Annotated in this window: 24 protein-coding genes and 2 tRNA genes; 17 read left to right on the top strand and 9 right to left on the bottom strand. The window is 66.3% G+C overall.

The features are described 5' to 3' along the window. Nucleotides 1-28 precede the first annotated feature (28 nt). Nucleotides 29-1,987: an FAD/NAD(P)-binding protein gene (locus GcLGCM259_RS02055; RefSeq protein WP_246049839.1), complete on the top strand. Its 1,959-nt coding sequence runs from the start codon at nucleotides 29-31 to the stop codon at nucleotides 1,985-1,987. A gap of 116 nt (nucleotides 1,988-2,103) precedes the next feature. Here GcLGCM259_RS02055 and GcLGCM259_RS02060 read toward each other — a convergent pair. Then, nucleotides 2,104-2,191: transfer RNA gene (locus GcLGCM259_RS02060), tRNA-Ser, on the bottom strand. A gap of 62 nt (nucleotides 2,192-2,253) precedes the next feature. On the opposite strand from GcLGCM259_RS02060, the gene GcLGCM259_RS02065 reads away from it, so the two are divergent. The 6 genes from GcLGCM259_RS02065 (at nucleotide 2,254) to GcLGCM259_RS02090 (ending at nucleotide 7,855) form a co-directional block, all read left to right on the top strand. Then, nucleotides 2,254-3,234 (top strand): NAD(P)H-quinone oxidoreductase, encoded by a 981-nt coding sequence (locus GcLGCM259_RS02065; RefSeq protein ID WP_138927141.1) that lies wholly within the window; start codon nucleotides 2,254-2,256, stop codon nucleotides 3,232-3,234. Nucleotides 3,235-3,354: 120 nt separating this feature from the next. Continuing rightward, nucleotides 3,355-5,592 carry a carbon starvation CstA family protein gene (locus tag GcLGCM259_RS02070; protein WP_138925616.1) on the top strand — a complete coding sequence of 746 codons (2,238 nt, stop codon included), beginning with the start codon at nucleotides 3,355-3,357 and terminating at the stop codon, nucleotides 5,590-5,592. An 11-nt stretch (nucleotides 5,593-5,603) separates the two neighbouring features. Further along, a complete protein-coding gene (locus GcLGCM259_RS02075; RefSeq protein ID WP_138925617.1) occupies nucleotides 5,604-5,792 on the top strand; it encodes a YbdD/YjiX family protein in 189 nt (62 codons plus the stop codon). A 146-nt stretch (nucleotides 5,793-5,938) separates the two neighbouring features. Next, nucleotides 5,939-6,391, top strand: a complete 453-nt coding sequence (locus tag GcLGCM259_RS02080; protein ID WP_138925618.1) for a hypothetical protein — start codon at nucleotides 5,939-5,941, stop codon at nucleotides 6,389-6,391. Nucleotides 6,392-6,439: 48 nt separating this feature from the next. Then, nucleotides 6,440-7,282, top strand: coding sequence for an aldo/keto reductase (locus GcLGCM259_RS02085; protein WP_138925619.1), 843 nt, complete (start codon nucleotides 6,440-6,442; stop codon nucleotides 7,280-7,282). A gap of 96 nt (nucleotides 7,283-7,378) precedes the next feature. Beyond that, nucleotides 7,379-7,855, top strand: coding sequence for a GyrI-like domain-containing protein (locus tag GcLGCM259_RS02090; protein ID WP_138925620.1), 477 nt, complete (start codon nucleotides 7,379-7,381; stop codon nucleotides 7,853-7,855). A gap of 131 nt (nucleotides 7,856-7,986) precedes the next feature. Here GcLGCM259_RS02090 and GcLGCM259_RS02095 read toward each other — a convergent pair. From GcLGCM259_RS02095 to tmk, 4 genes are all read right to left on the bottom strand, one after another. Beyond that, nucleotides 7,987-8,058, bottom strand: a tRNA-Thr gene (locus GcLGCM259_RS02095). Nucleotides 8,059-8,136: 78 nt separating this feature from the next. Beyond that, the gene (locus GcLGCM259_RS02100; protein WP_138925621.1) at nucleotides 8,137-9,648 is read right to left on the bottom strand and encodes an alpha/beta hydrolase; all 1,512 of its coding nucleotides are present in this window, start codon (nucleotides 9,646-9,648) and stop codon (nucleotides 8,137-8,139) included. Between the two features lie 41 nt (nucleotides 9,649-9,689). Next, nucleotides 9,690-10,838 (bottom strand): DNA polymerase III subunit delta', encoded by a 1,149-nt coding sequence (locus GcLGCM259_RS02105; protein ID WP_138925622.1) that lies wholly within the window; start codon nucleotides 10,836-10,838, stop codon nucleotides 9,690-9,692. Continuing rightward, nucleotides 10,838-11,491 (bottom strand): dTMP kinase, encoded by a 654-nt coding sequence (gene tmk, locus GcLGCM259_RS02110; protein ID WP_138925623.1) that lies wholly within the window; start codon nucleotides 11,489-11,491, stop codon nucleotides 10,838-10,840. The genes GcLGCM259_RS02105 and tmk overlap by 1 nt, the downstream gene beginning before the upstream one ends. Nucleotides 11,492-11,625: 134 nt before the next feature. Between tmk and GcLGCM259_RS02115 the strand changes: the two genes are divergently transcribed. The 4 genes from GcLGCM259_RS02115 to GcLGCM259_RS02130 all read left to right on the top strand — a co-directional run bounded on the left by GcLGCM259_RS02115 (nucleotide 11,626) and on the right by GcLGCM259_RS02130 (nucleotide 14,571). Next, on the top strand, nucleotides 11,626-12,789 hold the full coding sequence (locus GcLGCM259_RS02115; RefSeq protein ID WP_138925624.1) for a trans-sulfuration enzyme family protein: 1,164 nt from the start codon (nucleotides 11,626-11,628) through the stop codon (nucleotides 12,787-12,789). A gap of 96 nt (nucleotides 12,790-12,885) precedes the next feature. Then, complete coding sequence (locus GcLGCM259_RS02120) at nucleotides 12,886-13,203, top strand: DUF2516 family protein (protein WP_054821668.1); 318 nt, start codon at nucleotides 12,886-12,888, stop codon at nucleotides 13,201-13,203. Between the two features lie 118 nt (nucleotides 13,204-13,321). Beyond that, complete coding sequence (locus tag GcLGCM259_RS02125; RefSeq protein ID WP_212743868.1) at nucleotides 13,322-14,068, top strand: phosphoglyceromutase; 747 nt, start codon at nucleotides 13,322-13,324, stop codon at nucleotides 14,066-14,068. A gap of 200 nt (nucleotides 14,069-14,268) precedes the next feature. Beyond that, nucleotides 14,269-14,571 carry a DUF4193 domain-containing protein gene (locus GcLGCM259_RS02130; RefSeq protein WP_054821669.1) on the top strand — a complete coding sequence of 101 codons (303 nt, stop codon included), beginning with the start codon at nucleotides 14,269-14,271 and terminating at the stop codon, nucleotides 14,569-14,571. A gap of 98 nt (nucleotides 14,572-14,669) precedes the next feature. Here the strand turns inward: GcLGCM259_RS02130 and GcLGCM259_RS02135 are convergent, their stop codons facing one another. From GcLGCM259_RS02135 to phoU, 3 genes are all read right to left on the bottom strand, one after another. Next, on the bottom strand, nucleotides 14,670-15,968 hold the full coding sequence (locus GcLGCM259_RS02135) for a hypothetical protein (protein WP_138925625.1): 1,299 nt from the start codon (nucleotides 15,966-15,968) through the stop codon (nucleotides 14,670-14,672). A gap of 2 nt (nucleotides 15,969-15,970) precedes the next feature. Further along, a complete protein-coding gene (locus tag GcLGCM259_RS02140; protein WP_138174926.1) occupies nucleotides 15,971-16,261 on the bottom strand; it encodes a hypothetical protein in 291 nt (96 codons plus the stop codon). Nucleotides 16,262-16,405: 144 nt separating this feature from the next. After that, nucleotides 16,406-17,056: a phosphate signaling complex protein PhoU gene (gene phoU / locus GcLGCM259_RS02145; protein ID WP_138174924.1), complete on the bottom strand. Its 651-nt coding sequence runs from the start codon at nucleotides 17,054-17,056 to the stop codon at nucleotides 16,406-16,408. Nucleotides 17,057-17,250: 194 nt separating this feature from the next. Here phoU and GcLGCM259_RS02150 point away from each other — a divergent pair, with 194 nt between their 5' ends. Then, entirely contained in the window at nucleotides 17,251-18,462 is a 1,212-nt protein-coding gene (locus GcLGCM259_RS02150; RefSeq protein WP_138925626.1) for a sensor histidine kinase, read from the top strand. Further along, a complete protein-coding gene (locus GcLGCM259_RS02155; RefSeq protein ID WP_138174920.1) occupies nucleotides 18,459-19,139 on the top strand; it encodes a winged helix-turn-helix domain-containing protein in 681 nt (226 codons plus the stop codon). Before GcLGCM259_RS02150 ends, GcLGCM259_RS02155 begins: the two co-directional genes overlap by 4 nt. 241 nt (nucleotides 19,140-19,380) lie before the next feature. Here the strand turns inward: GcLGCM259_RS02155 and GcLGCM259_RS02160 are convergent, their stop codons facing one another. Next, entirely contained in the window at nucleotides 19,381-19,917 is a 537-nt protein-coding gene (locus GcLGCM259_RS02160; protein ID WP_054821814.1) for a hypothetical protein, read from the bottom strand. A gap of 341 nt (nucleotides 19,918-20,258) precedes the next feature. On the opposite strand from GcLGCM259_RS02160, the gene GcLGCM259_RS02165 reads away from it, so the two are divergent. The 4 genes from GcLGCM259_RS02165 to rlmB all read left to right on the top strand — a co-directional run bounded on the left by GcLGCM259_RS02165 (nucleotide 20,259) and on the right by rlmB (nucleotide 24,727). Further along, nucleotides 20,259-20,744 (top strand): CarD family transcriptional regulator, encoded by a 486-nt coding sequence (locus tag GcLGCM259_RS02165; protein ID WP_054821813.1) that lies wholly within the window; start codon nucleotides 20,259-20,261, stop codon nucleotides 20,742-20,744. Nucleotides 20,745-20,883: 139 nt separating this feature from the next. After that, nucleotides 20,884-22,107, top strand: a complete 1,224-nt coding sequence (ispD, locus tag GcLGCM259_RS02170) for a 2-C-methyl-D-erythritol 4-phosphate cytidylyltransferase (protein WP_138925627.1) — start codon at nucleotides 20,884-20,886, stop codon at nucleotides 22,105-22,107. 98 nt (nucleotides 22,108-22,205) lie between these two features. Further along, complete coding sequence (gene cysS, locus GcLGCM259_RS02175; RefSeq protein ID WP_138925628.1) at nucleotides 22,206-23,675, top strand: cysteine--tRNA ligase; 1,470 nt, start codon at nucleotides 22,206-22,208, stop codon at nucleotides 23,673-23,675. Between the two features lie 77 nt (nucleotides 23,676-23,752). After that, a complete protein-coding gene (gene rlmB / locus GcLGCM259_RS02180; protein ID WP_138925629.1) occupies nucleotides 23,753-24,727 on the top strand; it encodes a 23S rRNA (guanosine(2251)-2'-O)-methyltransferase RlmB in 975 nt (324 codons plus the stop codon). Nucleotides 24,728-24,779: the final 52 nt, after the last annotated feature.

Consider the following 24,779-nt stretch of genomic DNA (forward strand, 5'->3'; position numbering starts at 1 on the left):
CACCAGCACGGTCGAGCGCCTTGCCAGCATGGTGGCCAACACCGGCCGGCTGGCTGTGCAACTGCGTGTCATTGTGCTTGATGCCTACCGGCCAGGCTCTGGACATGTGTGGGACTCAAGCCAGTCACCCAATTTCTGGATGAATACGCCCGCTTCCTTTCCCACTGTCGCCCCTGACCGGCAGGACAGCGAACCGGGACTCAGCTTTGCCCAGTTCGTGCAGCGCCATGGGGACGGTGCCAACCTGAGCCAGGGGCAGCAAGCCGAACTGCAGAACACCTCATCGGGGACCTACCCCACCCGCGCCCTGTACGGCCGGTATCTTGAGCATGTCTACGACCGGTGCGCGGCGGTACTCACCGGGCACCCGGATGTTGACTACGAATTCATCCGCGGTGAAGTGGTGGCGGTGGATCCCCGCGAGGCCACCTACCGGGTGAGCTATGAAACCCCCGGGAGCGACCAGCGGCACGAGTTGCGGGCCGATGCGGTGGTGCTGGCCCTGGGGCACCAGGCAGCGGACCTGAACCCGCAGCAGAAGGTGCTGGCAGAGCAGGCCCAACAGGCCGGGACCACCTATATTGGCCCGAGCATCCCGCTGGATGTGGACTACTCGAAGTTCTCCGCCGGCAAGCCCGCACTGCTGCGTGGGATGGGCCTGAACTTCTTCGACGCCATGGCCGAACTGACGATCGGCCGCGGAGGGCAGTTCCGTGAGGTTTCCCAGGTACCCGGCGAGCGCTTTGACTACCTGCCCTCCGGGAAGGAGCCGGTACTGGTTGCCGCTTCCCGGCGCGGCACCCCCTACTGGGGCAAACCCTTGACGGATCGGTTCATCCCCGAGGACATCACGCTGCATTACCTGCAGGCCGAGGAGCTGATGCAGCAGGTGGCCGAAGCCCGGGGAAACAACCCCGAGGCCACTTTGGTGTTCAGCCGGGACATCTGGCCGCTGCTGCATCGGGACATCCTCTGGGCCTATTACAGCCAGTGTGCACGGGAGCACGAGGCGCAGCTGCCCATCCCGGCCGAGCAGTTCCTCTCCCATGTGGCCGAAATCCTGGACGCCGAACACCACGAGGGCACCCAGGTGTGGTTGGCTGCGCTGCGTGACTTCATCACCGGCTTCCCCATGATCCAGTGGCTGGATGTGCCGGGGCTGGCCCACCCCTTTGAGGAGATCGGCTTCCCCTCGCACGAGCACTACCAGCAGGCGGTGCGCCAGTACCTGCGGCATAACGCGCACTGCAGTGCGCGCGGCATGCAGGACCCGCTCTCCTGGGCGGTGCTGACCATGAACGCCGGACGGATGGTCGTCAAGGACCTGATCGCCCAGGGCCTGATAGACCAGCAGTCGAAGATCGAGGAAATCCAGGGACGCTTCGAACCGCTGGTGGAGGGAATGGCCTCCGGTCCTCCGTTGGAACGCATCGAACAGCTGTTGGCGCTTTCCCGTGCCGGACTCGTGTCCTTCGCTGGACCAGAACCGCGGTTTGAATTCGATGCGCTCGCCGGGGAATTCACCGTCTCATCCCCCTGGGTGGACAGCGAGGGGTACACCGCCCGGCTGTTGTGCGAATCGATGATGCCAGCCAACCGCGTGTTGCAGAACAACACCCGGCTGATGCGACAGCTGTTGGGGGACCGGGTGGCCCGGGCCTTCCACTGGCAGAACGCGGATGGGGAACTGATCCCCGGGTCGGGCTTCGACGTGGTCGGTGAGCCCTACCGGCTGGTGGCCGGTGACGGCACCGTGCACCGCGGCATCTTCGTGCTGGGCCTGCAGCTGTCCTCCGTGCAGTGGGGGACCGCGATTGCCGCACAGTCCGGGGATGTGGAAGACCCGGCGGCGCGCACGCTGGGAGATGCGCACCTGGTGGTCAACGAGCTGGCACGCCTGAGCGGGCTGGGGATCTCCCACCTGTCACTGCGGCGCTCGCAGCAGGGCGCCGAAGTCGGCGTGGGTGCCGGCCCGGACTACGACTAGCACCCGATCCCGGTCTTGTGCCGCCGGCGGCGCTGCCCACGCCCGGCCCGGGCGTGGGAACACAAAAACCCCTTGCCATTCCATGTAAGAAGGAAGGCAAGGGGTTTTTCCCTGTGCGGATGGTAAGAGATTCGAACTCTTGGTACGGGGTTACCGCACACTGGTTTTCAAGACCAGCTCCTTCGGCCGCTCGGACAACCATCCAACCGGAACGAGTATACGCTATCGGCAAGACCTGAAAGGAATCGTTGACTATGTCCCACACCATGCAGGCCTACATTTACTCACAGCCCGGGGGACCGGAAGTTCTGGAGAAAGTCGAACGCGGCAAACCGGTGCCGGGGGCCGGGGAAGTGCTGATCAAGGTCGCCGCCTTTGGCCTGAATCGTGCCGACGTGCAGCAGCGGATCGGGGTCTACCCGCCGCCCCCAGGCGCCAGCGACATCCCGGGCCTGGAGGTGGCCGGCACCATCGAGGCACTGGGCCCCGACGTGGAACGCTGGGCCACCGGAGACCGGGTCGCCGCGCTGCTGGCCTCCGGAGGCTACGCCGAATACGTCACCGCACCGGCCGAGGTGCTTTTCCCGGTTCCCCAGGACATGGACCTGAGCCAGGCCGCCGGGCTGCCGGAGGTCGCCTCGACCGTGGTCTCGAACATCTTCGACCAGGGCGAACTGCGCTCCGGGCAGACCATCCTGATCCACGGCGGCGCCGGCGGCATCGGCTCCATGGCGATCCAGCTGGCCAAGGCGGCGGGGGCACGGGTGCTGGTCACCGCCTCCAGCGCTCAAAAACTGGCCTACTGCACCGAACTGGGTGCGGATGCGGGAATCAACTACGCCACCGAGGATGTGCTCACCCGGGTCGAGGAACTGACCGAGGGCACCGGGGTGGATCTCATCCTGGACGTAGTGGGCGCGAAGTACCTGGCCATGAACCTCAAGGCGCTCGCCGTGGGCGGACGGCTGGTGATCATTGGGTTGCAGGGTGGGCGCAAGGCCGAAGCCGACCTGGGACTGATGCTCTCCAAGCGGCTGCGCATCATTGCCACCACGCTGCGTTCCCGACCGCTGGAGGAGAAGGCCGGGATCGTGCACCGCACCGTCCAGCGGCTCACCCCGCTGCTGCAGGACCGGTCACTGGAACTGAATGTGGAGCGCAGCTTTGGTTTTGACGAGCTGGCCGCCGCCCACGAGTACTTCGACTCCGGAGAGCACAAGGGAAAGATTGTCGTAACGCTGCACTAGGCCAGCGGCCCCGTGGGAGTAGTGTGGATTTGTTTACATCTGGGTGACCCGCTTCATAGCATGGGGTCACCCAGATCACGGGGCACATCATCACCGCACCCTCTCGAAAGGTAAGTTGCCATGAGTCGCAGTCATACATTGCCGCCGGCAGCGGTCGATCCGCAAGTGGCCGAGCGCGAGGAGAACCGCTGGACCCCGACGCGGATCATTATCTGGGTGGCGATCGCGCTGCTGGGGGCCGTGGCCTGGTCCGTCCTGGCCTTCTCCCGCGGCGAGACCATCAATGCCATCTGGTTCGTGTTCGCCGCGGTGGCCACCTACCTGATTGCCTACCGTTTCTACGCCAAGTTCATCGAACGCAAGATCGCCAAACCCGATGACCACCGCGCCACCCCGGCCGAATACCTGAACAACGGCCGGGACTTCGTGCCCACCGACCGCCGGGTGCTCTTTGGTCACCACTTTGCCGCGATCGCCGGGGCCGGCCCGCTGGTCGGCCCGGTGCTCGCCGCGCAGATGGGCTACCTGCCCGGAACCATCTGGATCATCGTCGGCGTGGTGCTGGCCGGAGCGGTGCAGGACTACCTGGTGCTGTTCTTCTCCATGCGCCGCGGCGGCCGCTCACTGGGCCAGATGGCCCGCGAGGAACTCGGCGTCATCGGCGGCACCGCCGCCCTGATCGCCACCCTGGCCATCATGATCATCATCGTCGCCATCCTGGCGCTGGTCGTGGTCAACGCGCTGGGTGAATCGGCCTGGGGCGTCTACTCGGTGGGCTTGACCATTCCGATCGCCCTGTTCATGGGCATCTACCTGCGCTTCATCCGCCCGGGCAAGGTGCTGGAAGTATCCATCATCGGTTTCGTGCTGCTGATGTTCGCCATCATCTCCGGACGCTGGATCGCCGAAACCCCGTGGGGTGCCGAGTTCTTCCACATGGAACGCACCACCATCGCCTGGGCCATCATCATCTACGGCTTCATCGCCGCGATCCTCCCGGTCTGGCTGCTGCTGGCCCCGCGCGACTACCTGTCCACGTTCATGAAAATCGGTGTGATCGCCCTGCTGGCGATCGCGATCATTGTGGTGCGCCCGGAAATCAACGTCCCGGTGGTGTCCGAGTTCGCCTCCCGCTCCGATGGGCCGGTGGTGGCCGGCAGCCTGTTCCCGTTCCTGTTCGTCACCATTGCCTGTGGCGCGCTCTCCGGGTTCCACGCCCTGATTTCCTCGGGCACCACCCCGAAGCTGGTGGAGAAGGAAAAGCAGACCCGCTTCCTGGGCTACGGCGGCATGCTGATGGAATCCTTCGTGGCCATCATGGCCCTGGTCGCCGCGATCTCCATCGACCGCGGCATCTACTTCGCCATGAACGCCTCCTCCGCCGCCACCGGCGGCACCGTGGAAACCGCGGTGGCGTTCGTGAACTCGCTGGGGCTTTCCGGGGTGCATCTGGAGCCCGGAACGCTGACCGACCTGGCCAACCACGTCGGGGAGGAGTCGGTGGTTTCACGCACCGGCGGCGCCCCGACCCTGGCGGTGGGCATTGCCACGATCATGCACCAGTGGTTCGGCGGGACCGCGATGATGGGCTTCTGGTACCACTTCGCGATCATGTTCGAGGCCCTGTTCATCCTCACCGCGGTGGACGCCGGAACCCGTGTGGCCCGCTTCATGCTGCAGGACACCATCGGCAACTTCGTCCCGAAGTTCAAGGACACCTCGTGGCGTCCCGGGGCGTGGCTGTGTACCGCGATCATGGTCGCCGGCTGGGGGTACATCCTGATCCTCGGGGTCACCGACCCGCTGGGCGGGATCAACACGTTCTTCCCGCTGTTTGGCATCTCCAACCAGCTGTTGGCGGCGATCGCCCTGGCGATCGTGATGACCATCGTGGCCAAGCGCGGAAACTTCAAGCACCTCTGGGTGGTCGTGCTGCCGCTGGCCTTCACCGTCGTGATCACGTTCGTTGCCAGTTGGCAGAAGATCTTCTCCACCGACGTGAAGGTCGGCTACTTCGCCAACCACAACGCCTACAAGGAAGCGCTGGCCAACGGGGAAGCCAGCCTGGGCAGCACCAAGAGCGTGGAGGCCATGGAGGCGGTCGTGCGCAACACCGGCGTGCAGGGCTGGCTCTCGGTGGCGTTCCTGCTGCTTTCGGTCATCGTGATCGTAGCCGCGATCATCGCCACCGTGCGTGCCCGGAACCTCAACGCGGCCGATGACACCGAGGACCCGTACGTGGAATCCAAGATCTATGCACCGCAGGGCATTGTCTCCCTGCCGGCGGAGAAGGAACTGGAGGCGAAGTGGAAGGACTACCACGAGGCCACCGGCACCACCCCGGCCGCGGGGCACTAGGGGAGGGGAACATGGGATTCGTCCAGGGCCTGTTCAAGGCCAAGAAGTTCGTCGACGGGGTGTTGGGCGCCGACAAGTACCAGCACTACCTGGAACACCACCGGCGCCAGCATCCGGGCGAGGAACCGATGAACGAACGGGAGTTCTGGAAGGACTACACCGACTGGCAGGAGCGCAACCCGCAGGGACGCTGCTGCTAGGAACCCGGTCCGGGGCACCCTAATCGCAGCGGGCAGTGGCCGTCGCATCCGTCAAGGATGCGGCGGCCACTGCCGGTGGTGGGCTGGTCTGCGAATCCCGGTACTCTTAAACCGGTACCAGAGCACAGGAAGGCAACCACGAGCTCATGGCTTTCTTTTCCCGGCTGCGCCAAACCCGCGCCGCCAACCGCGACCTCGGGCAGGGGGTGTGGCGTCGCGCCCACGACCGGTTCAACCGTTCGCTGGACCGGGTGTTCCAGGTGGTGGAGGGAATCGGCAACGACGAGCTGCACAACCAGCTGATGGCCTGCGCCAATGAACTGGCCGACCTGCAGCCGCGGGTGCGCGTGGTGTGCACCCAGGCCCAGAAGCTGACTCCCAGTGAAGAGGAATTCGTGCCCGAACGCACCTTTGACGTGCACCGAGCCCTGACCAAGGCCGCCAATGACCTGGCCACCAGTGCCCAGGTGCTGGCGATGACCCGGCTGCAGGCCGAAGCCGGCAGCGATGTCAGCAACTTCGCGGTGCGCACCCGCGTGCAAATCGTTGTCGAAGGAGTCCAGGCCGCTGAGGCGGCCCTGGAAAAAGTGCGCGACTGACCCGTTTTCCGGTTTCCCCGCACCCGGTGCGCACACTAGATTGGGAACATGAGTAGACAAGTTCCACAAGTCACGTTCCTGGACGGAAATTCCATTGACCAGCTGGGCTTCGGTGTCTGGCAGATTCCCGATGAGCAGGTTGCGCCGGTGCTCGCCGCGGCATTGAAGGCCGGTTACCGGCACATCGACACCGCTGCGATCTACGGCAACGAGGCAGGAGTGGGCCGCGCGATCGCAGAGAGCGGGCTGGAACGCCCGGAGCTGTTCATCACCACCAAGGTCTGGAACTCCGAGCAGGGCTACGACAAGACCCTGGCCGCCTTTGATGCCTCGCTGCAGAAGCTGGGCACCGACTACGTGGACCTGTACCTGATCCACTGGCTGCAGCCCAAGCGCCAACTGTACGTGGATACCTGGAAGGCCCTGGTCCAGTTGAAGGAATCGGGCCGGGCCCGCTCCATCGGCGTCGCCAACTTCACCATTGAGGCCCTCGAGGAGCTGCATGAAGCCACCGGTGTCCGCCCGGTGATCAACCAGGTCGAAACCCACCCGTACTTCCCGCAGCATGAACTGCGCGCCTACGAGAAGGAACACGGGATCATCCACGAATCCTGGTCGCCGCTGGGCCAGGGCGGCGAGCTGCTCAAGGACCCGGTGCTCGTTGAGATTGCCGAGAAGCACGGGGCCAGTACCGCCCAGGTCGTCATCGCCTGGCACCTGGCCTTGGGCAACGTGGTGATCCCCAAGTCGGTCACCGAATCGCGGATCGTTGAGAACTTCGCGGCGCTGGATGTGAACCTGGACGCCGAGGACCTGGAAAAGATCGCCGGCCTGGACCGCGGGGCCGAAGGGCGGATCGCCTCGGATCCGGCAACCGCCGACTTCGCCTAGAACCCGCGTGGCACGGCGGCTGACCCTGTCTCTGGTGGGGCCAGCCGCTGCGCTCTAGACTGGCGTTGTCCTTTCGCCGACCCAGATGGAGCGAACATGAGCGCAGAGCAGTTTCCCGAGCCCGTCATCGAGGATCACCCGCTGGTGCACCTGGCGCTGATCCGCAAGACCCTGGGGTTTGACGAGATTAGGGCGTTCTATGACGCCAGTTTTCCCCAATTGTTTGCCGCGCTGCAGGACAGCGGCCGCCGGCTGGTGGGCGCCCCGCTGGGTATTACCTACGGCACCCCCGGCCGCCTGATCGACTTGGCCGTGGCGTTGCCGCTGGATGCCCCGCTGGGTTCCGTGCAACCCGTGGTGGGCGCAATCCTGCCGGCCGCCCGTACGGCCACCCTGGTGGTGCAGGGCGACTACGAACAGTTGGCAGCAGCGCACGCCCATCTGCGCCAATGGGTGCTGGAGCAGGGGCTGAACCCAGCCGAGGTGGCCTGGGAACAGTACCTGACGCAGCCGGAACCGGACGCCGATCCGGCGCAGAACCTCACAAAGATCGGCCTGGTCTTGGCTGGTTGATCCGAACCCGGCATCATCCGGCGTTATCCGTCGCTCCCTGAAACGGGCACCGGCGGCGTCGGCGTAGCCTTGCGGGTACGAAAAACGCCCTTGTCACAATCGCTGGCGATTCTGACAAGGGCGTCTGGCCGAGCCCCCTGCCGGATTTGAACCGGCGACCTGCTCTTTACGAGGGAGCTGCTCTACCCCTGAGCTAAGGAGGCCAAGTGCCACTAGGGCACCAAGTCACTTTATCCGAGTCGCTCTTGGCTCGTCAAAACGCGAGGGCGGCTGGCCGCGTCCTAGCATTTGGTTCCGTCTTCGGGAACCTGTCCATCAATCAGGTACCCGTCCACGGCTTGGGTCACACAGTCATTCGAGCGGCCGTAGGCGGTGTGGCCGTGGCCCTCATAGGTCAGCAGCACCCCACCCTGCAGCTGCTTGGCCAGTGATTCCGACCAGTGGTACGGGGTGGCCGGGTCGCCGGTGGTTCCGATCACCAGGATGTCCCCGGCGCCGTCGGCGTGCAGCTCGCCGGGAACCCGGGTCGACTCGAACGGCCAATCCTCACACCCCAGGGCACCGTAGGAGAGGTACTTGCCCATAATGGGAGCCTGGCGCTGCAGTTCGCTGGCCTCGGCCTCCATCCGCGCCTCGGCCGCGTCCATCGGGTAGTCCAGGCAGGTCACCGCACCGAAGGCCTCGGTGGTGTTGCCCGTGTAGTTCCCCTCCTCGTCGCGGCCGGCGGACAGGTCGGCGAAGTACTGGATCTGATCGACGTCGCCCTCCAACGCGTCGGCCATCGCCGAGCTGAGCATCGGCCAGGAGGTTGACTCGTAGAGCGGGATGATGAAGCCGTTGATGAAGTCGATGACCGGTACCTTGCGCCCGTCGCTGGCCACCATGGGCTTGGCCTCAAGCTTCTTGAAGAAGTCCTGCAACTGCTTGTAGGCGTCCTCCGCGGTGCCGGTGAACGGGCAGTCCCCGCTTTCCACGCAGTCTTCCAGCCAGGCCTTGATTTCCTTTTCGAAGCCGACCGCCTGGGCCAGGTCCACCTGGCTGGAGGTGCTCTTTGGATCCATGGCCCCATCCAGCACCATCCGCCCGGCGTGGCCCGGGAACAGGTCGGCGTAGGTGGCGCCGAGGAAGGTGCCGTACGAGAAACCCAGGTAGTCCAGCTGCTCATCACCCAGGGCCTCGCGGATGATGTCCATGTCCTTGGCCGCGCTGGCGGTATCCACGTGGCCAAGCAGCTCACCGGTCTTTTCCAGGCAGGAGTCGGCGTACTTCTTGGACTCGGCGCGGATTTCCTCGCGTTCGGCGGGGACCCAACTGCGCTGGTTCTGCTGGCGCAGTTCGTCCTGTTCGGCGTCGTCCAGGCAGGTGACCGGGGTGCTCTTGCCCACCCCTCGCGGGTCGAAGCCGATGACGTTGTATTCGCGCTGCAGTTCCTTGCTGAACATCAGCGGCACCGAGGACTTGACCAGGTCCAGCCCCGAGCCGCCCGGACCGCCGGGATTGACCAGCAGGTTCTTTTCGCTGCCCTGGGCGACGCGGCGGTTCAGCGCCAGGTCGATGGAGCCATCCTGCGGGTTCTCATAGTCCAGCGGCACCTTCAGGGTGGCGCATTCGATGACGCTGCCGCACTTTTCCCACTGCAGCTGCTGCTCGTAGTAGCTCTGCAGCCCCTGGGCCACCGGCTCCGGTTCGGCGCGTTGTTCCGTGGGGGCCGAGCAGCCGCTGACCAGCAGTGCGAGCACCGCGCTGAAGGCCGCGGCGGGGAGCCACCGGCGGTGGCGTGGACGTACGGACACGTGTCACTCCTTGGGTTGGTGAGCGCCGCAGCGCTGGAAAACTATCGTCGGACCGGTTGCAGCAGGGTGGACATCAGTGCCTCCAGGGCCAGCAGCGGGGTGACGTTGGCGGCCAGGCGGCGGCGGGTTTCGTTGATCGCGTCGATCTGGGAGAGGGTTTTCTCGCTGGGCTGGGCGGCGGCGTAGGCGCTGATCTCTTTGCGCCGGTGCTCATTGATCAGCTCCACCCGGGTGCCCAGCTGCAGGGTGAGCACGTCACGGAAAAAAGTGGTCAGGTCGATCAGGGTGCGGTCCAAAGAATCGAAGGTGGCGCGGCGGGAGAAGCGCTTGGCGTCCTCCTCCAGCTGCTTGAAGGCCCCCCGCAGGCCCGGCGGGATGGTTTCCTCCTCGCCCAGCCCGTTCGCGTGGCGCAGCGCCGCGGTGCGTTCGGCCAGTGAGGCGCCGGTGGTCGCCTCGGCGTGGTCGGTCGCCAGGGACACCACCTGGGCGGCGGCCGCCATCGCCTGGGGCAGGGTGCGCAGGCGCAGCGGCAGGCTGATGACCTCCTCGCGCCGGGAGCGGGCCTGTTCGTCCCGGGCCAGCATCCGGGCCACCCCAATGTGGGATTGGGAGACGCGGGCGGCGAAGTGGGCCTGCTCCTGGCTCAGCCCGTCCCGGCGCACCAGCAGATCGGCGACCTCATCCACGGAGGGGATGGACAGATTCACCGCGCGGCAGCGGGAGCGGATGGTGACCAGCACATCGGCGGGGGAGGGGGCGCACAGGAACCACAGGGTGCGTGCCGGCGGCTCCTCGATGGCCTTGAGCAGCACATTGGTGGTGCGCTCGGTCATCCGGTCCGCGTCCTCAATGATGATGATCCGCCAGCGTCCGGTCCGCGCGCTTTCCTGGGCGCGGGTGATCAGCTGGCGCACGTCCTCGATCTGGTAGGCGACCTTGTGGGTGGAGATGAAGTCCACATCCGGGTGGGTGCCCTCCAGGACCTGCACGCAGGCGGTGCACTGCCCGCAACCGGCCGGTTGGCGCTCGCACTGCAGGGCCGCGGCGAAGGCCCGGGCCGCGGTGGTGCGCCCGGAACCGGGCGGGCCGGTGAACAGCCAGGCGTGGGTGGGCGCGCCCAGTTCAATCTGGCGCTCGAGCACCTGAATGATGCGCTGCTGTCCGGCCAGCTCGGCAAAGACCGGGCGCATCAGAGCATCGCCTGCACTCGGTTCAGGATCTGGCGGTGCAGCTGTTCGGCGCCGGTGGTGGCGTCAAGGACCAGGTAGCGTTCGGGGGCCGTGCCGGCCAGGGCCAGGAAGCCCTGGCGGATGCGTTCGTGGAAGTCATCGGGTTCGGCTTCCAGCCGGTCGGCGTCCTCCACCCCGCCCCCGGCGGTGACCCGCCGGGCCCGGCCGTCGGCCGCGGAGATGTCCAGCAGGATCGTCAGGTCCGGGGCCAGCCCGTCGGTGGCGAACCGGTTCACGGCCGCCACCTGCTCGATCCCCAGACCGCGCCCAATGCCCTGGTAGGCCAGGGAGGAATCCACGAAGCGGTCGGTGACCACGTGGGTGCCCGAACGCAGGTGCGGCAGGATGAACTGGTTGACGTGGGCGGCGCGGGCCGCGGCGTACATCAGCGCCTCGGTGCGTTCATCGATCTGCCCGTGCCCGTGCTCGAGCACCAGGGAGCGCAGCTTCTCCCCGATGTCGGTGCCGCCCGGTTCCCGGGTGATGACCACCGGGGCGCCGCCGCGGGCCAGGGCCTGGTGCAGCAGGCGCAGCTGGGTGGACTTGCCGGCGCCGTCACCGCCTTCAAAGGCAAGGAACAGGCCACGCGCGGAACTGGGGGATGCGGTACTCACCCGTCTAGCCTAACGAAGATCGGGGCGCGGATTGCCCGGCTGGCCGCAGAAGTCGTCACGCTCACTGTGCCCGGCGGTGAAACATGCTGCAATGCTGCTGCTTCGCTTCCCGGCCCGGGCGTAATCTTGGCGCTATGAGCCCAACCAAGACCCCGCACACCGACCCCGAACAGTGGAGCGCCCACACCCTGGCGGTGGCCGGCGCCCGGCCCGAGGCCGTGAACAACGCCCCGGTGAACCATCCGGTGACCTTCACCTCCACCTTCCATTCACAGGCGGTGGCCAGCGGCGGGGACCGGGTCTACGCCCGCTTCGCGAACCCCAGCTGGGATGGGTTCGAGCAGCTGCTGGGCCAGCTGGAGCTTGCCACGCTCCCGGCGCTGGTCTACTCCTCCGGGATGGCGGCGATCGCTGCGGCCCTGTCACTGGTTCCGCGCGGGGGCACCCTGGTGCTGCCGCGGCACTCCTACAACGGTTCGCTCTCGCTGCTGGCCCAGATGGAGGCGGCCGGGGACGTGGTGGTGCGCCCGATCGATATCACCGACACCGCCGCCGGCATCGCGGCGCTGCAGGGCGCCGATGCGCTGTGGCTCGAGTCCCCGACCAACCCGATGCTGGAGGTGGCCGAGCTGCCCGTGCTGCTGGCCGCCGCGGCCGAGCACGGTGTGCTCAGCCTGGTGGACAACACGTTCGCCACCCCGCTGCTGCAGCGCCCGCTGGGCCTGGGCGCGGACGTGGTGGTGCATTCGGTGACCAAGTCGCTCTCCGGACATTCCGATGTGGTCCTTGGCGCGGCGGTGACCTCCAACCCGCAGCTGCGGGAGAAGCTGCACGCTTACCGCACCCTGCATGGGGCGATCGCCTCACCCATGGACGTGTTCCTGGCGCTGCGCGGGATGCGCACGCTCTCGGTGCGCCTGGAACGGGCCCAGTCCAACGCCCAGTTCCTGGCCGAACAGCTAGAGGCCCACCCGGCGGTCGGCGCCGTGCGCTACCCCGGCCTGCCCGGGGATCCGGGCCATGGACGGGCCCGGGAGCAAATGGACGGGTTCGGGTCGATCATTGCCCTGGAGGTCGGTGCCGATGCCCCGGCCGCCGACCGGGTGATCGCGGCGCTGCGCCTGATTACCCCGGCCACCTCGCTGGGCGGGGTGGAAACCCTGGCCGAGCGCCGGGCCCGGCACGCCTCCGAACCGGCCAGCGTGCCGCCGAACCTGATCCGGCTCTCGGTGGGCATCGAGGACCCGCAGGATCTGTGGCGGGACCTGAGCCAGGCGCTGGGGAGCCTGGAAGGCTGAGCCCGCCGCCGTCGGCGGGCTGGTCGGGGTGCCGGTGCGCCAAATGTGTCGTTGCCAATGTGTCCCGGCGCGGGGCCGCGCGGGTAGGCTGGAAACATGCAACTAGCACGCACCATCGAATTCTTTCTGATGTATGCCCTGTCCCTGGTGATCGCGGTCCTGGCGCTGTGGGCGCTGATTGACGCAGTGCGCCACCCCGGGGACCGCTTTGTGGCCGAGGGCAAGCGCACCAAGGGGTTCTGGATGGCGTTGACCGGCGGCAGCGCCTTCATCGCCGTGCTTTCCGTGCTGCCCAACGCGGCCGCGCTCGGCGGCGGATTCCTGCAGCTGATTGCCGCCTGCATCTGCTGCGTCTACCTGGCCGACGTGCGCCCGGCGCTCTCCGGGCGCGGAGGCAACTGGTACAACTACTGACCCGCCGGTCCCTGCGCCCGTTCCGAGGGATGGGCCGGGAGCACCGAGGGGTGACCAACGCCCAGGGTGGGTGCAATGAACCACCGGGGCACGAACCTGCAACGCTAAGATGGGAATCATGAGCCATACTTTGATTTTGCTGCGCCACGGGCAGAGTGAATGGAACGAGAAGAACCTGTTCACCGGGTGGTATGACGTCTCGCTGACCGAGAAGGGCCGCGCCGAGGCCGTGCGCGGCGGCCAGCTGATGGACGAGGCCGGCTACAAGCCGCAGGTCCTGCACACCTCCCTGCTGACCCGTGCCATCGTCACCGCCAACCTGGCGCTGGAGGCCTCCGGGCGTTCCTGGATTCCGGTGCACCGCAGCTGGCGCCTGAACGAACGCCACTATGGGGCGCTGCAGGGCAAGGACAAGGCGCAGACCCTGGCCGAATTCGGCGAGGAGCAGTTCATGCAGTGGCGCCGCAGCTACGACACCCCGCCGCCGGCGCTGGCCGACGACTCGCAGTTCAGCCAGGTCGGCGACGAGCGCTACGCCTCGCTGGGTGATGACGCTCCGCGCACCGAATGCCTCAAGGACGTGCTTGAGCGCATGCTGCCGTACTGGGAGGACTCCATCAAGCCGGATCTGACCGCGGGCAAGACCGTGCTGGTCGCCGCGCACGGCAACTCGCTGCGCGCCCTGGTCAAGCACCTGGACGGCATCAGCGACGAGGACATCGCCGGGCTGAACATTCCCACCGGCATCCCGCTGGTCTACGAACTGGACGAGAACTTCACCCCGGTCACCGCCGGGGGCACCTACCTGGATCCCGAAGCCGCCGCCGAGGCCATCAAGGCAGTGGCCAACCAGGGCCGCAAGTAGGTTCCACGCACTGTAAGACGTGCCACGAACGAAGCGTGAAAGCGCTTCCGACGTGGCACGTCTTTTGCCGTTCCGCTACCGGCGGGGCCATGGTTGACAGGCTGTGAGCGAAACCTCCCTCCACGATTGTGTTTTTGTCTCATCTATGCTGTAATCTCCTATCTCGAACAGCACAATGGCTCACGTTAGGAATGCAATTCGTGGCAACTGATTACGATGAGGTCCGCCCGGATGTAGCCGAGGCACGTAAGGCTTCACTGGATGCGGTCAAGTCCGCAAACGCCCCCGACGCCAAGAGCGTCGTGCGCGAACTCGACGAAACCGACCACACCGACGGTTTGGAACTGCCCGGTGCTGACTTGTCGAACGAGGAACTGACCGTCACGGTCGTTCCCGCCAAGGACGACGAGTTCATCTGTGGCTCGTGCTTCCTGGTCCGTCACCGCTCGCAGCTGGTGCGCGAGGAAGGCAACATCGGATTCTGCGTCGAGTGCGAAGGCTAATCGCCGCACTTTTACCAGCTTTCTTCAATCGGCATGTTTCGAAGACCACTTCGAGACATGCCGACGGTGTTTAACGGCCCGGCCGTGCGGGTTCGCGCTCAGCGGGGCAGCCCACCGCGGTCCAGCTGTTCCAGCAGGCGCGGCCGGTTCGCATGGCGGATGCGCACCTGGGCAATGAACTTCCGTGCCCGCGCCGTCTCACCGGTTTTTGCCGCCAGTTCCAGCAACTGGCGCAGCTGGTCGGCGACCTGCGGGTACATGCGCCGGTCGGCATGCAGCAGCTTGGCTTCCACGCTTGATTCCAGCAGGGGCACGGCCCGTTCGGGGGCGAATGGGACAACGGCGCTGATCACCTGATCCAGCAGCGCGTGGCCCGGTTCCTCCAGGCGTCCCAGCTCATCGCAGGCCCGTGCCGGGTCCTGCAGCACCTGCAGGCCAAAACGCACCGCGTCCCGCGGGGAATCGGCGCGCAGGCGCTCAAAGACCATCTGCTCATGTTCCGGCCACTGACCGGCGCCGAGCCGGTAGATTTGTTCGGCCAGCTCGTAGCCGCCGTAGCGGTGGAAAAGCTGCAGCCGGGCAGCCAGGGAGCGTTCGGGTTCCAGCCGGTCCAGCAGCTGCAGCCACAAGCGCAGGGCCCCGGCGCGCGGCCGGGATCCGTCGGGCAGCTCAACGTGCACGGCGCGGTGGGCGTAGTTCAGTGCGGCACTGGCCAGGCCGGCCTCGTCCAGGGCCTGCGCAATGAGCAGCGGATCCCGGCTTGGCCCGCCATGGCTTTGGACTATCGCCGAGGCGTCGGCTTCCAGGACTGCCAGGCGTTGGCGGTTGTACTGCGCCACCCGCTGCACCTGCAGCAGGCGGTCAGCCGCGGCCGCCGGTTGCCGGGAAGCCTGGGCCTGCAGGGACTGCAGGGCACGCTGCAGCCGCTGCTTGTATGGGTTGAGCGCCGGGCCGGGCAGCAGCGCGCGGTAGGCGAAGACGTCCGGCTGCCAGTTCGCCGGGGGCCGACGCAGCTGCTGCTGGAGCAGCCATGGCACCAAGTCGGCAGCCGGGACTCCTGCCTGCACGGCGGCCCGGGCGTGCAGCGGGGCCAATTCCTGCAGGGCCATCTGGATCAGCCCGTAGTCATCCCCGGAGCGGGCCAGCTCTGCGGTGAGCAGGTCGATGGCCTGGGCGCAGGTTTGGTACACCGGCAGCGCGGGCCCCTCCTGCAGCATTGCGGCCAGCTGCTCGGCGGCATCCAGCAGATCCAGTTCCAGGTCCTGCAGCCACTGACGTGCCGCCGGCCCGCGGGGCGCTGCCGCGGCGCGGCGCAGGTCGAAGCAGTCACGCAGCTGGGCAAGGTCCTGGTCCAGGGCGCTGACCGGGGTGCGGGCCACGGAGTGTGTCCGGGCCATGCTCAGGCCGAGAGTTCGGTGTGCAGCTCGAGCAGTTCGTTGGTGATTTGGGCGAAGACGGACGCGGGGGCCTCGGGCAGCTGGGAGGCCTCGTTGATTTGGCTCAGGGCCTGTTCGGTCAGATCCCGGGCGTTCTCGCGGTGTCCGCGGTTGGCCAGCGCGCGCAGCAGGGTGATGCCTTCACGGGCTTCGGCTGCGATGCCCTCCGGTTCCCGCAGGGCCGGGCTGATTCCGTCAAAGGTGAAATGCAGCAGGATCCGGGAGAACAGTTCCATCTCTGATTCGTTGCTCATCAATACTCCTTGGCGCAGGCTAGGTTCGTCTCCAGTATGTCATTGACCCGGCGGGCGGCGGCGATGCGCAAATGCCACGGTCCGGCATCCCGTTGGGGAGATGCCGGACCGTGGCATGGTGCTGTATTGCGTGCCGGGTGGAACCTAGCCCTGGGGCTCCCACTCGCCGGTGACCAGGTAGGTGACCTTGCGTGCCACCGAGACGCCGTGATCACCAAAGCGTTCCAGGTAGCGGCTGGTCAGCGACACGTCCACGGTGGTGGGGGCGTCCTCCTGCCAGCTTTCCTCGGCAATGATCTGGAAGACCGACGAGTGCAGCTTGTCCAGTTCGCGGTTCAGCTCAATGATCTGGCTGGCGATGGCCAGGTCGCGGGTGTCCAGCAGCCGGCCCAGTTCCCGGGCAATGCGGATGTCCAGCTGGGCCATCTTGCTGAAGGTCTCGGAAATTGCCGAGGGCACCGCCCGCTTGGGGAAGCGCAGGCGCGCCAGCTGGGCCAGGTGCCGGGCCAGGTCGCCCATCCGCTCCAGCGAGGCGCTCATGCGCAGCGAACCGACAATCATGCGCAGGTCGCTGGCTACCGGCCCCTGCAGGGCCAGGGTGTCAATGGCCCGCTCATCGAGCTGGGTCTGCAGGAAGTCAATCTTCGCGTCTTCGGCAATGACCTCCTGAGCCAGGTCCACATCCGCGTTGGCCAGCGAGTCCCATGCGCGTTCCATCGCCTCGGCCACCCGCTGTGACATCTCAATGAGGTCTTCGCCGATCTGCTGCAGATCAGCCTGAAATACTTTGCGCACTCGCGTACGTCCTTTCGGGTCCTAGGCGTTCCAGCCCGTTTTCGGGCATGGCGGAGGGATCGTGAACAAGCCTGACAGCACCAGCTTAACTGTGCAGGAGCCAAAGGTGAACGTTTGGTGAACACCACACCCGAAGCGGGAAATCCGGCGACATCCGGCGCTTCACCACCGGTTAATGCCGATACCCTGAAGGGGTGAACGAAGTCTTTCCAACCCTGATCGCCGGCCTGATCGGCCTGGCCCTCGGTGTTGTCGGCGTCCTGGCATACTTTTTCGCCCAACGCCGTTCGGCCCAGCTGCCGGCCGTGGATGAACCGACGCTGCCCGAGGGGGCCGCCGCGGTGCTCTCGGTGATCGGCCGCGCCTTCGTGGTGCTTGATGACGTTGACGGGGTGGTGCGCGCCAACCCTGCCGCCTACGCCTATGGGCTGGTGCGCGGACACACCCTGGTTCACGAACAATTGGCCAACATGGTGCGCCGGGTCCGTGATGACGGGGTGATCACCGAAAGCCAGTTTGAGCTGCAGCGCGGGACCATGGGTCCAGGGGCACTGGTGGTGCACACCCGGGTGGCACCGCTGGGTGAGGAGTACATCCTGCTGCTGGCCGATGACCGCACCGAGATCACCCGCACCGAGGCGATGCGCAACGACTTCGTGGCCAACGTGTCCCACGAACTGAAGACCCCGGTCGGGGCGATTTCCCTGCTCGCCGAGGCGATCGAGGACGGAGCCGACGACCCGGTGGCGGTGCGCCGCTTCACCGGGCGGCTGCACAAGGAATCCTCCCGGCTCTCAGCGCTGGTACAGGACATCATCGAACTCTCCCGGCTGCAAAGCAGCGACGCAATCGTGCACGGGGAGCAGGTGCAGGTGGCCGCCGTGGTGGCCGAGGCGGTGGACCGCAACAAGCTGCTGGCCGAAGAACGCAACATCACGATCTCCGTGGGCGGCCAGGTTCAGGCCCCGGTGCACGGGGATGCGGACCTGCTGATGACCGCGCTGCGCAATCTGATCGACAACGCCATCCGCTACTCCCCGGAGCACAGCGCCGTCGGGGTAGGGCTGCGCGAGCGGGACGGGTTCGCCCTGATCTCCGTGACCGACCAGGGCCCGGGCATCTCCGCGGAGGAGCAGGAACGGGTGTTCGAACGCTTCTACCGGGTGGATTCGGCCCGTTCCCGCCAGACCGGGGGCACCGGGCTGGGACTGAGCATCGTCAAACACGTGCTGGCCAACCACGGCGGGGAGGTCTCGCTGTGGTCCCAGGAGGGACAGGGATCAACGTTCACCCTGCGCATCCCGACCTTGGATGAGCAGGATCTTGATTTGGAGGGGCCGGTTGTGCGCTCCGCCAGTGGAACTAGCGCGGCCGCCGAGGGCGGGCGTGAAGGAGGAAACCGATGACCCGGATTTTGATCGTCGAGGATGAGGAGTCGCTGTCCGACCCGCTCTCCTACCTGCTGGAGCGTGAGGGCTTCGAGGTACGCATCGCCGATGACGGAATCACCGCGGTTACCGAATTTGAGCGTCACGGGGCGGACCTGGTTTTGCTGGACCTGATGCTCCCGGGGCAGCCGGGCACCGAGGTGATCCGCCAGATCCGGGCCACCAGCCAGGTGCCGGTGATCATGCTGACCGCCAAGGACTCGGAGATCGACAAGGTGGTGGGCCTGGAACTGGGGGCCGATGACTATGTCACCAAACCCTATTCCTCGCGCGAGCTGCTGGCCCGGATCCGGGCCGTGCTGCGCCGCCAGGGCGAAAGCGAGGAGCTGCTGACCAACGTGGTCACCGCCGGGCCGGTGCGCATGGACGTGGAACGCCACGTGGTGTCCGTGAACAACGAGGAAATCGCGATGCCGCTCAAGGAATTCGAACTGCTGGAAATGCTGCTGCGCAACGCCGGACGGGTGCTCACCCGCGGCCAGCTGATCGACCGGGTGTGGGGCAGCGACTACGTGGGCGACACCAAGACCCTGGACGTGCACGTCAAGCGGTTGCGTTCGAAGATCGAAACGGACCCGGCCGCCCCGGCGCACCTGGTGACGGTGCGTGGACTGGGCTACAAGTTCACGGTGTAAACCCGACCGCCCGGGTGGATCCGCAGCATTGGGCCGTCGGCACAAGGTGCCGGCGGCCCAAGGTTGTGCGAGGGCTCTGGTGCGCTCGGGCAGCGCACCGTCCCTGCCCACCGGGGGCAAGCCCGAACCCGTGAACTACGCGCCGCTGGGTGCCGCACGCATTAAAGCGAAGGACCGGCGCACCTGCCCCTTGCTGGGGTGGTGCGCCGGTCCTTCGCGGTTGGTCGCCCGGGCCTGCCGCCTAGTGGCTGCCGCCGTGCTCCGGCTGCTCGCTCGGGGTCAGGTGGTCGGTGGTCGACTGCTCGAAGCCGCCGGGAACGAATTCGCGGTACTCCTTCAGGGTGCCGTCCACAACCGGAATGCTGGTCTCCACGCTTTCACCCTCGGTGCTCAGGGTCGCTTCGGCGTGCTCACCGGGGGCCACGTTCAGCCCGTCCACGACGAATTCCTTGGATTCAAGCTTCACGGTGCCCGAGGCGTCGACCGGAATCTTCACGGCGCTGGCGTTGCCAGCCTTGACGCTCAGGGTCAGGGAGCTGTCCGAGTTGTTGACAACGCTGCCAATCAGGCGGGCTTCCTGGTGCTCGGCGTTGGTCACCAGCAGCAGGTTGCGGACCTTGGCGTCGGCGACATCGGCAATGATGCCATCGCTCGGGGCGTAGTTGGTGGTGGTTTCCTGCTGGTTAATGGCGCCACAGCCAGTGACACCCAGTGCCAACCCGGCCAGGGCGAGGGACGCGGCGATACGGCGTCCAGCGGTCATGCGTGCGGTGATCACGACACAAACTCCTCGATGAGAATAGTGAGTTGCATGGTTTCGTGGTGCACTTTCGGGGTTCTGCAATTTTCGAAACAGGCCACACGAAGTCCACGACTATTACCTAGCCTAACGGTTTAAGCGTGAAAAGCGTGATTTGGCGAGCTGTAACACTGGACAACCCCAACGGCGGGAAAGGGGCTTGGGTTGTCCGTTGGACTCTGAACTACTTTCTTCATACCACGTTTCTCCCCCGTTTGGAAGAGTAAAAACCGCATGAATTCGCGGTTATTGGGGCATAGGTAACAGCGGCCAAAAAACCGGTCGTGGTAGACTAGTACGTGGGAAAGGGGTTTATCCACATGGTTTTTGAGGTTGGCGAGACTGTAGTCTACCCGCACCACGGCGCGGCAATGATCGAAGAGATCAAGATGCGCAAGATCAAGGGCGAAGAGAAAATGTATCTCAAGCTCAAGGTGGCGCAGGGTGACCTGACCATCGAGGTCCCGGCCGAGAACGTTGACTTGGTTGGAGTCCGTGACGTGGTCGGTCAGGAAGGCTTGGACCATGTGTTCGAGGTCCTTCGTGCTGAATTTACCGAGGAGCCGACCAACTGGTCGCGCCGCTACAAGGCAAACTTGGAAAAGCTTGCCTCCGGTGATGTCATCAAGGTGGCAGAGGTCGTGCGTGACCTGTGGCGCCGTGAGAACGACCGCGGCCTGTCCGCGGGCGAGAAGCGCATGCTGTCCAAGGCGCGCCAGGTGCTGATCAGCGAATTGGCGCTGGCCAAGGACCTGGACGAAACCAAGGCCGAAGGGCTCTTGGATGAGGTTTTGGCTTCCCACTAGATCAGTGGGCACACCGGGGCGCAAACCCCGGCTGAGAATCATCGACCGTGGTCGGTTGCTACAGGTAACCAACCACGGTTCTCTCGTTTAACCAGCAGCGCGCGGCCTCGTGGCGCCGGGGCACAGTAGGCTGGAAGACGTGAATGAACACCCCAACGTTGATGCCGCGCTGATCCTGGTCGCGGCCGGCAGCGGCACCCGCCTGGGTGCCGGAATCCCCAAGGCGCTGGTGACCATCGAGGGCCGCAGCCTGCTGCAGCACTGCCTGGATCGGGCCACGCAGGTAGCCGAGCTGGCGCAGATCGTGGTCGTGGTTCCCCCCTCCGATGAGCTGCTGGCCGAACAGGCCCGGCCCTACGGCCCGCGGGTCAGCTGCGTGCCTGGCGGCGCGACGCGAGCCGAATCCGTGGGCGCCGGCCTTGAAGCGGTCGACCAGCGCCTGACCCGGATCCTGGTCCATGATGTGGCCCGCGCGCTGACACCGCCGGACACCTTCGAACGCGTCCTGCAGACTCTGGAGGATCCACAGCGTCCGGCCGTCATCCCCGCCCTGCCGGTCATCGACACCATTTCCGTGGTCGAGCAGACCAGCGGGTCCGACACGGTGCGCGACACCCCGGCCCGAGCCAGCTTGCGTGCCGTGCAGACCCCACAGGGGTTCCACGCGCCCGTCCTGCGGGCCGCGCATGCCGCGCTGCGCGAAGCCAGCGACGCCCGGCGTGAGGCGGTCACCGATGACGCCTCCCTGGTCCGGGCCCAGGGACATTCGGTGACAGTCATCGCCGGGGACCAGCGGGCGTTGAAAATCACCCATCCGCAGGACATTCACGCCGCACGGACAATTCTGCGGGACGACACGGAGGAAGACGCCATGGACCAGCCGCTGATCCCACGCATCGGCAACGCCATCGATGTGCACGCGGTGAGCAAGGATCCGCAGCGTCCAATGTGGCTGGCCGGACTGCTGTTTGCCGATGACGTGGGACTCGACGGGCACTCCGATGGCGACGCGGTGGCGCACGCCGCCTGCGACGCCCTGTTTTCCGCCGCCGGAATCGGGGACCTGGGCACACACTTCGGGGTGGACCGGCCGGAGATGGCGGGAGCCAGCGGCACCACGCTGCTGGCCGAGGCCGCCCGGATCGTACGCGCTGCCGGCTATCAGATCGGCAACGTCTCCGTACAGTTCGTTGGACGCCGTCCCCGCTTCGCCGCTCGCCGCGAGGAAGCCAACCAGGTGCTTAGCGACGCGGCGCAAGCCTCGGTCACCGTTACCGCCACCACCAGCGATGGCCTGGGGTACGAAGGGGAGGGCGCCGGAATCACCGCCTACGCCACCGCCCTGGTCTATCGCCGCGACTAGCGCCCCGGCAGCCGGGACCGCCAGCCGGCGGGCGACACCGAGGGGATTTGCGCCACCTGCCGACCCTGAACCGCGGGCTTTCGGATAACCTTAATGCTGTGAGCCTGCGATTCTACGACACCAAATCAGCGTCCGTGCGAGACTTCCAGCCCATCACCGAGGGCGAGGTCAAGCTGTACTACTGTGGCGCCACCGTGCAGGGGATGCCGCACGTGGGGCACGTTCGCAGCGCAATTGTCTTTGACATCCTCACCCGCTGGCTGGAATACCGCGGCTTCGCGGTGACCACCGTACGCAACGTCACCGACATCGACGACAAGATCCTGGAAAAGTCCGCCGCGTCCTTCGCGCCGGACTTCGCCGCCGATCAGTACTACCGTCCCCGTGAACAGTGGTTCGCCCTGGCCTACCGTTTCGAGCAGGAGTTCGCCCGTGCCTACGAGACCCTGGGGGTACGCCGTCCCACCTACGAGCCGCGGGCGACCGGGCACGTGCCGGAAATGCATGAGCTGATCGAACTGCTGATCGAGCGGGGACACGCCTACCCGGCCAGCGACGGGTCCGGCGACGTGTACTTCGACGTGCGTTCCTTCCCCGAGTACGGGGCACTGACCCGCCAGAAGGTCGATGACATGCAGGAAGCGGCCGACGCCGACCCGCGCGGCAAGCGCGACCCGCGCGACTTTGCGTTGTGGAAGGGGCACAAGGACAGCGACCCGCTGACCGCCTCCTGGCCCAGCCCCTGGGGCCGCGGGCGTCCGGGCTGGCACCTGGAGTGCTCCGCCATGGCCGGCAAGTACCTGGGCGAACACTTCGACATCCACGGCGGCGGGCTGGACCTGCGCTTCCCACACCACGAAAACGAGCTGGCCCAGTCCGCGGCGGCCGGCCACGGATTCGCGAACTTCTGGATGCACAACGGCATGGTTACCTACCAGGGCGAGAAGATGTCCAAATCCGTGGGCAACACCATCTCCCCGCACCAGATGCTGGAGCAGGCAACCCCGCGGGTGGTGCGCTACTTCCTGGGACAGGCGCAGTACCGCTCGCAGCTGGACTACCGTCCGGATTCGCTGACCGAGGCCGCAGCGGCGGTCGAGCGCATTGACACCTTCATCGCCAACGCCCGCTACCGGCTGGAGGCTGCGGCCGGGACCGCCAACGCCGTTCTGGACTCCCAGTCCGGAACGGTGCCCGAGGCCTTCGCGGCGGCGATGGATGATGACCTGAACGTCCCCCAGGCCCTGGCGGCACTGCACGAGACCGTGCGTGAGGGCAACGCGGCGCTGGACAACCACGATGAGGCCACGGTGGCCCGGGCACTTAGCCAGGTGCTGGCCATGGTCCGGGTGTTGGGACTGGATGACGCCACCGAACCGGAGACCACCGGCACCAGCGCCGAATACCAGGTGCTCGACCAGATGATCCAGGCGCAGCTGGCCGAACGCGCCGAGGCCCGCGCGGCCAAGGACTGGGCCCGTTCGGACCAGATCCGTGACGCCCTGGCCTCGCTGGGCATCAGCGTCGTCGACTCCGCCGACGGGGTGCGCTGGACCCTGGAGAAATAACAGGCCAGACCCCGCACCATCGGCGCCCCGGTGCCGGCAACCAACCACAGATTTTTGAACTAAAGGAAACCGCGAGTATGAGCACACCAAAGGATCGGCCAGGAGCCGTTCGCAAGAACAAGAAGGGCCCGACCAAGGGCAGCGGCGGCAAGGGGCGCAAGTCCCTGGAAGGCCGCGGGCCGACCCCCAAGGCCGAGGACCGGCCGTACCACAAGGCCTACCGCAGCAAGCAGCTGGCCGAACGCTCCCAGGCCAAGCGTCCCACCACCCGCCGTCCGCGGGTGAACGCTGAGATGGTGACCGGACGCAACTCGGTGGTGGAGGCGTTGCGCGCCGGCATCCCGGCCAAGGCCCTGCACATTGCGGTGCGCATTGACGTTGATGACCGGGTGCGTGAATCCCTGAAGCTCGCCGCCGAACAGGGCATCCCGGTCATGGAAGCCAGCCGAGTGGAGCTGGATCGGATGACCGATGACGCCATCCACCAGGGTCTGGCCCTGCAGGTTCCGCCTTATGAGTACCAGGACGCGGTGGAACTGACCAGCAAGGTCGCCCGGGACTACGAGAAGGGCTACGAGCGCAACCTGCCGTTGTTCCTGGCCCTGGACGGAATCACCGACCCCCGCAACCTGGGTGCCATCATCCGTTCGGCCTCGGCCTTCAGCGCCCAGGCTGTCATTGTTCCCGAACGCCGCAGCGTGGGCGTCACCGCTTCGGCCTGGAAGACCAGCGCCGGCGCCGCCGTACGCGTGCCCGTCGCCAAGGCCAGCAACCTGACCAGTGCCCTGAAGGAGATGAAGGCCGCGGGTATCTTCGTCATCGGCCTGGACGCCGGGGGAGATGTCGAGCTTCCGAACCTGGAACTGGCCACCGAACCGCTGTGCATCGTGATCGGTTCCGAGGGCAAGGGACTGTCGCGACTGGTTCGTGAAACCTGCGACGCTATCGTCTCGATTCCGATCTCTTCGGCCATGGAGTCCCTGAACGCCTCGATGGCGGCGGGTATCGCACTCTACGAAGTAGCGCGGCGACGTCAGGATGCCGGCCAGTAGAACGGGTCTCTGATCGGCCAAACGTCGGCGCAGTCCAACGCAACGGCAGAAC

This window comes from Glutamicibacter creatinolyticus (genome assembly GCF_006094275.1).
GTDB lineage: Bacteria > Actinomycetota > Actinomycetes > Actinomycetales > Micrococcaceae > Glutamicibacter > Glutamicibacter creatinolyticus.

What these genes read in the sequence shown, in the direction of transcription:
- GcLGCM259_RS02055 (WP_246049839.1), top strand. Translation starts at nt 29, where the DNA reads ATGGTGGCCAACACCGGCCGGCTGGCTGTGCAACTGCGTGTCATTGTG.
- GcLGCM259_RS02065 (WP_138927141.1), top strand. Translation starts at nt 2,254, where the DNA reads ATGCAGGCCTACATTTACTCACAGCCCGGGGGACCGGAAGTTCTGGAG.
- GcLGCM259_RS02070 (WP_138925616.1), top strand. Translation starts at nt 3,355, where the DNA reads ATGAGTCGCAGTCATACATTGCCGCCGGCAGCGGTCGATCCGCAAGTG.
- GcLGCM259_RS02075 (WP_138925617.1), top strand. Translation starts at nt 5,604, where the DNA reads ATGGGATTCGTCCAGGGCCTGTTCAAGGCCAAGAAGTTCGTCGACGGG.
- GcLGCM259_RS02080 (WP_138925618.1), top strand. Translation starts at nt 5,939, where the DNA reads ATGGCTTTCTTTTCCCGGCTGCGCCAAACCCGCGCCGCCAACCGCGAC.
- GcLGCM259_RS02085 (WP_138925619.1), top strand. Translation starts at nt 6,440, where the DNA reads ATGAGTAGACAAGTTCCACAAGTCACGTTCCTGGACGGAAATTCCATT.
- GcLGCM259_RS02090 (WP_138925620.1), top strand. Translation starts at nt 7,379, where the DNA reads ATGAGCGCAGAGCAGTTTCCCGAGCCCGTCATCGAGGATCACCCGCTG.
- GcLGCM259_RS02105 (WP_138925622.1), bottom strand. Translation starts at nt 10,838, where the DNA reads ATGCGCCCGGTCTTTGCCGAGCTGGCCGGACAGCAGCGCATCATTCAG.
- GcLGCM259_RS02115 (WP_138925624.1), top strand. Translation starts at nt 11,626, where the DNA reads ATGAGCCCAACCAAGACCCCGCACACCGACCCCGAACAGTGGAGCGCC.
- GcLGCM259_RS02120 (WP_054821668.1), top strand. Translation starts at nt 12,886, where the DNA reads ATGCAACTAGCACGCACCATCGAATTCTTTCTGATGTATGCCCTGTCC.
- GcLGCM259_RS02125 (WP_212743868.1), top strand. Translation starts at nt 13,322, where the DNA reads ATGAGCCATACTTTGATTTTGCTGCGCCACGGGCAGAGTGAATGGAAC.
- GcLGCM259_RS02135 (WP_138925625.1), bottom strand. Translation starts at nt 15,968, where the DNA reads ATGGCCCGGACACACTCCGTGGCCCGCACCCCGGTCAGCGCCCTGGAC.
- GcLGCM259_RS02140 (WP_138174926.1), bottom strand. Translation starts at nt 16,261, where the DNA reads ATGAGCAACGAATCAGAGATGGAACTGTTCTCCCGGATCCTGCTGCAT.
- GcLGCM259_RS02155 (WP_138174920.1), top strand. Translation starts at nt 18,459, where the DNA reads ATGACCCGGATTTTGATCGTCGAGGATGAGGAGTCGCTGTCCGACCCG.
- GcLGCM259_RS02165 (WP_054821813.1), top strand. Translation starts at nt 20,259, where the DNA reads ATGGTTTTTGAGGTTGGCGAGACTGTAGTCTACCCGCACCACGGCGCG.
- rlmB (WP_138925629.1), top strand. Translation starts at nt 23,753, where the DNA reads ATGAGCACACCAAAGGATCGGCCAGGAGCCGTTCGCAAGAACAAGAAG.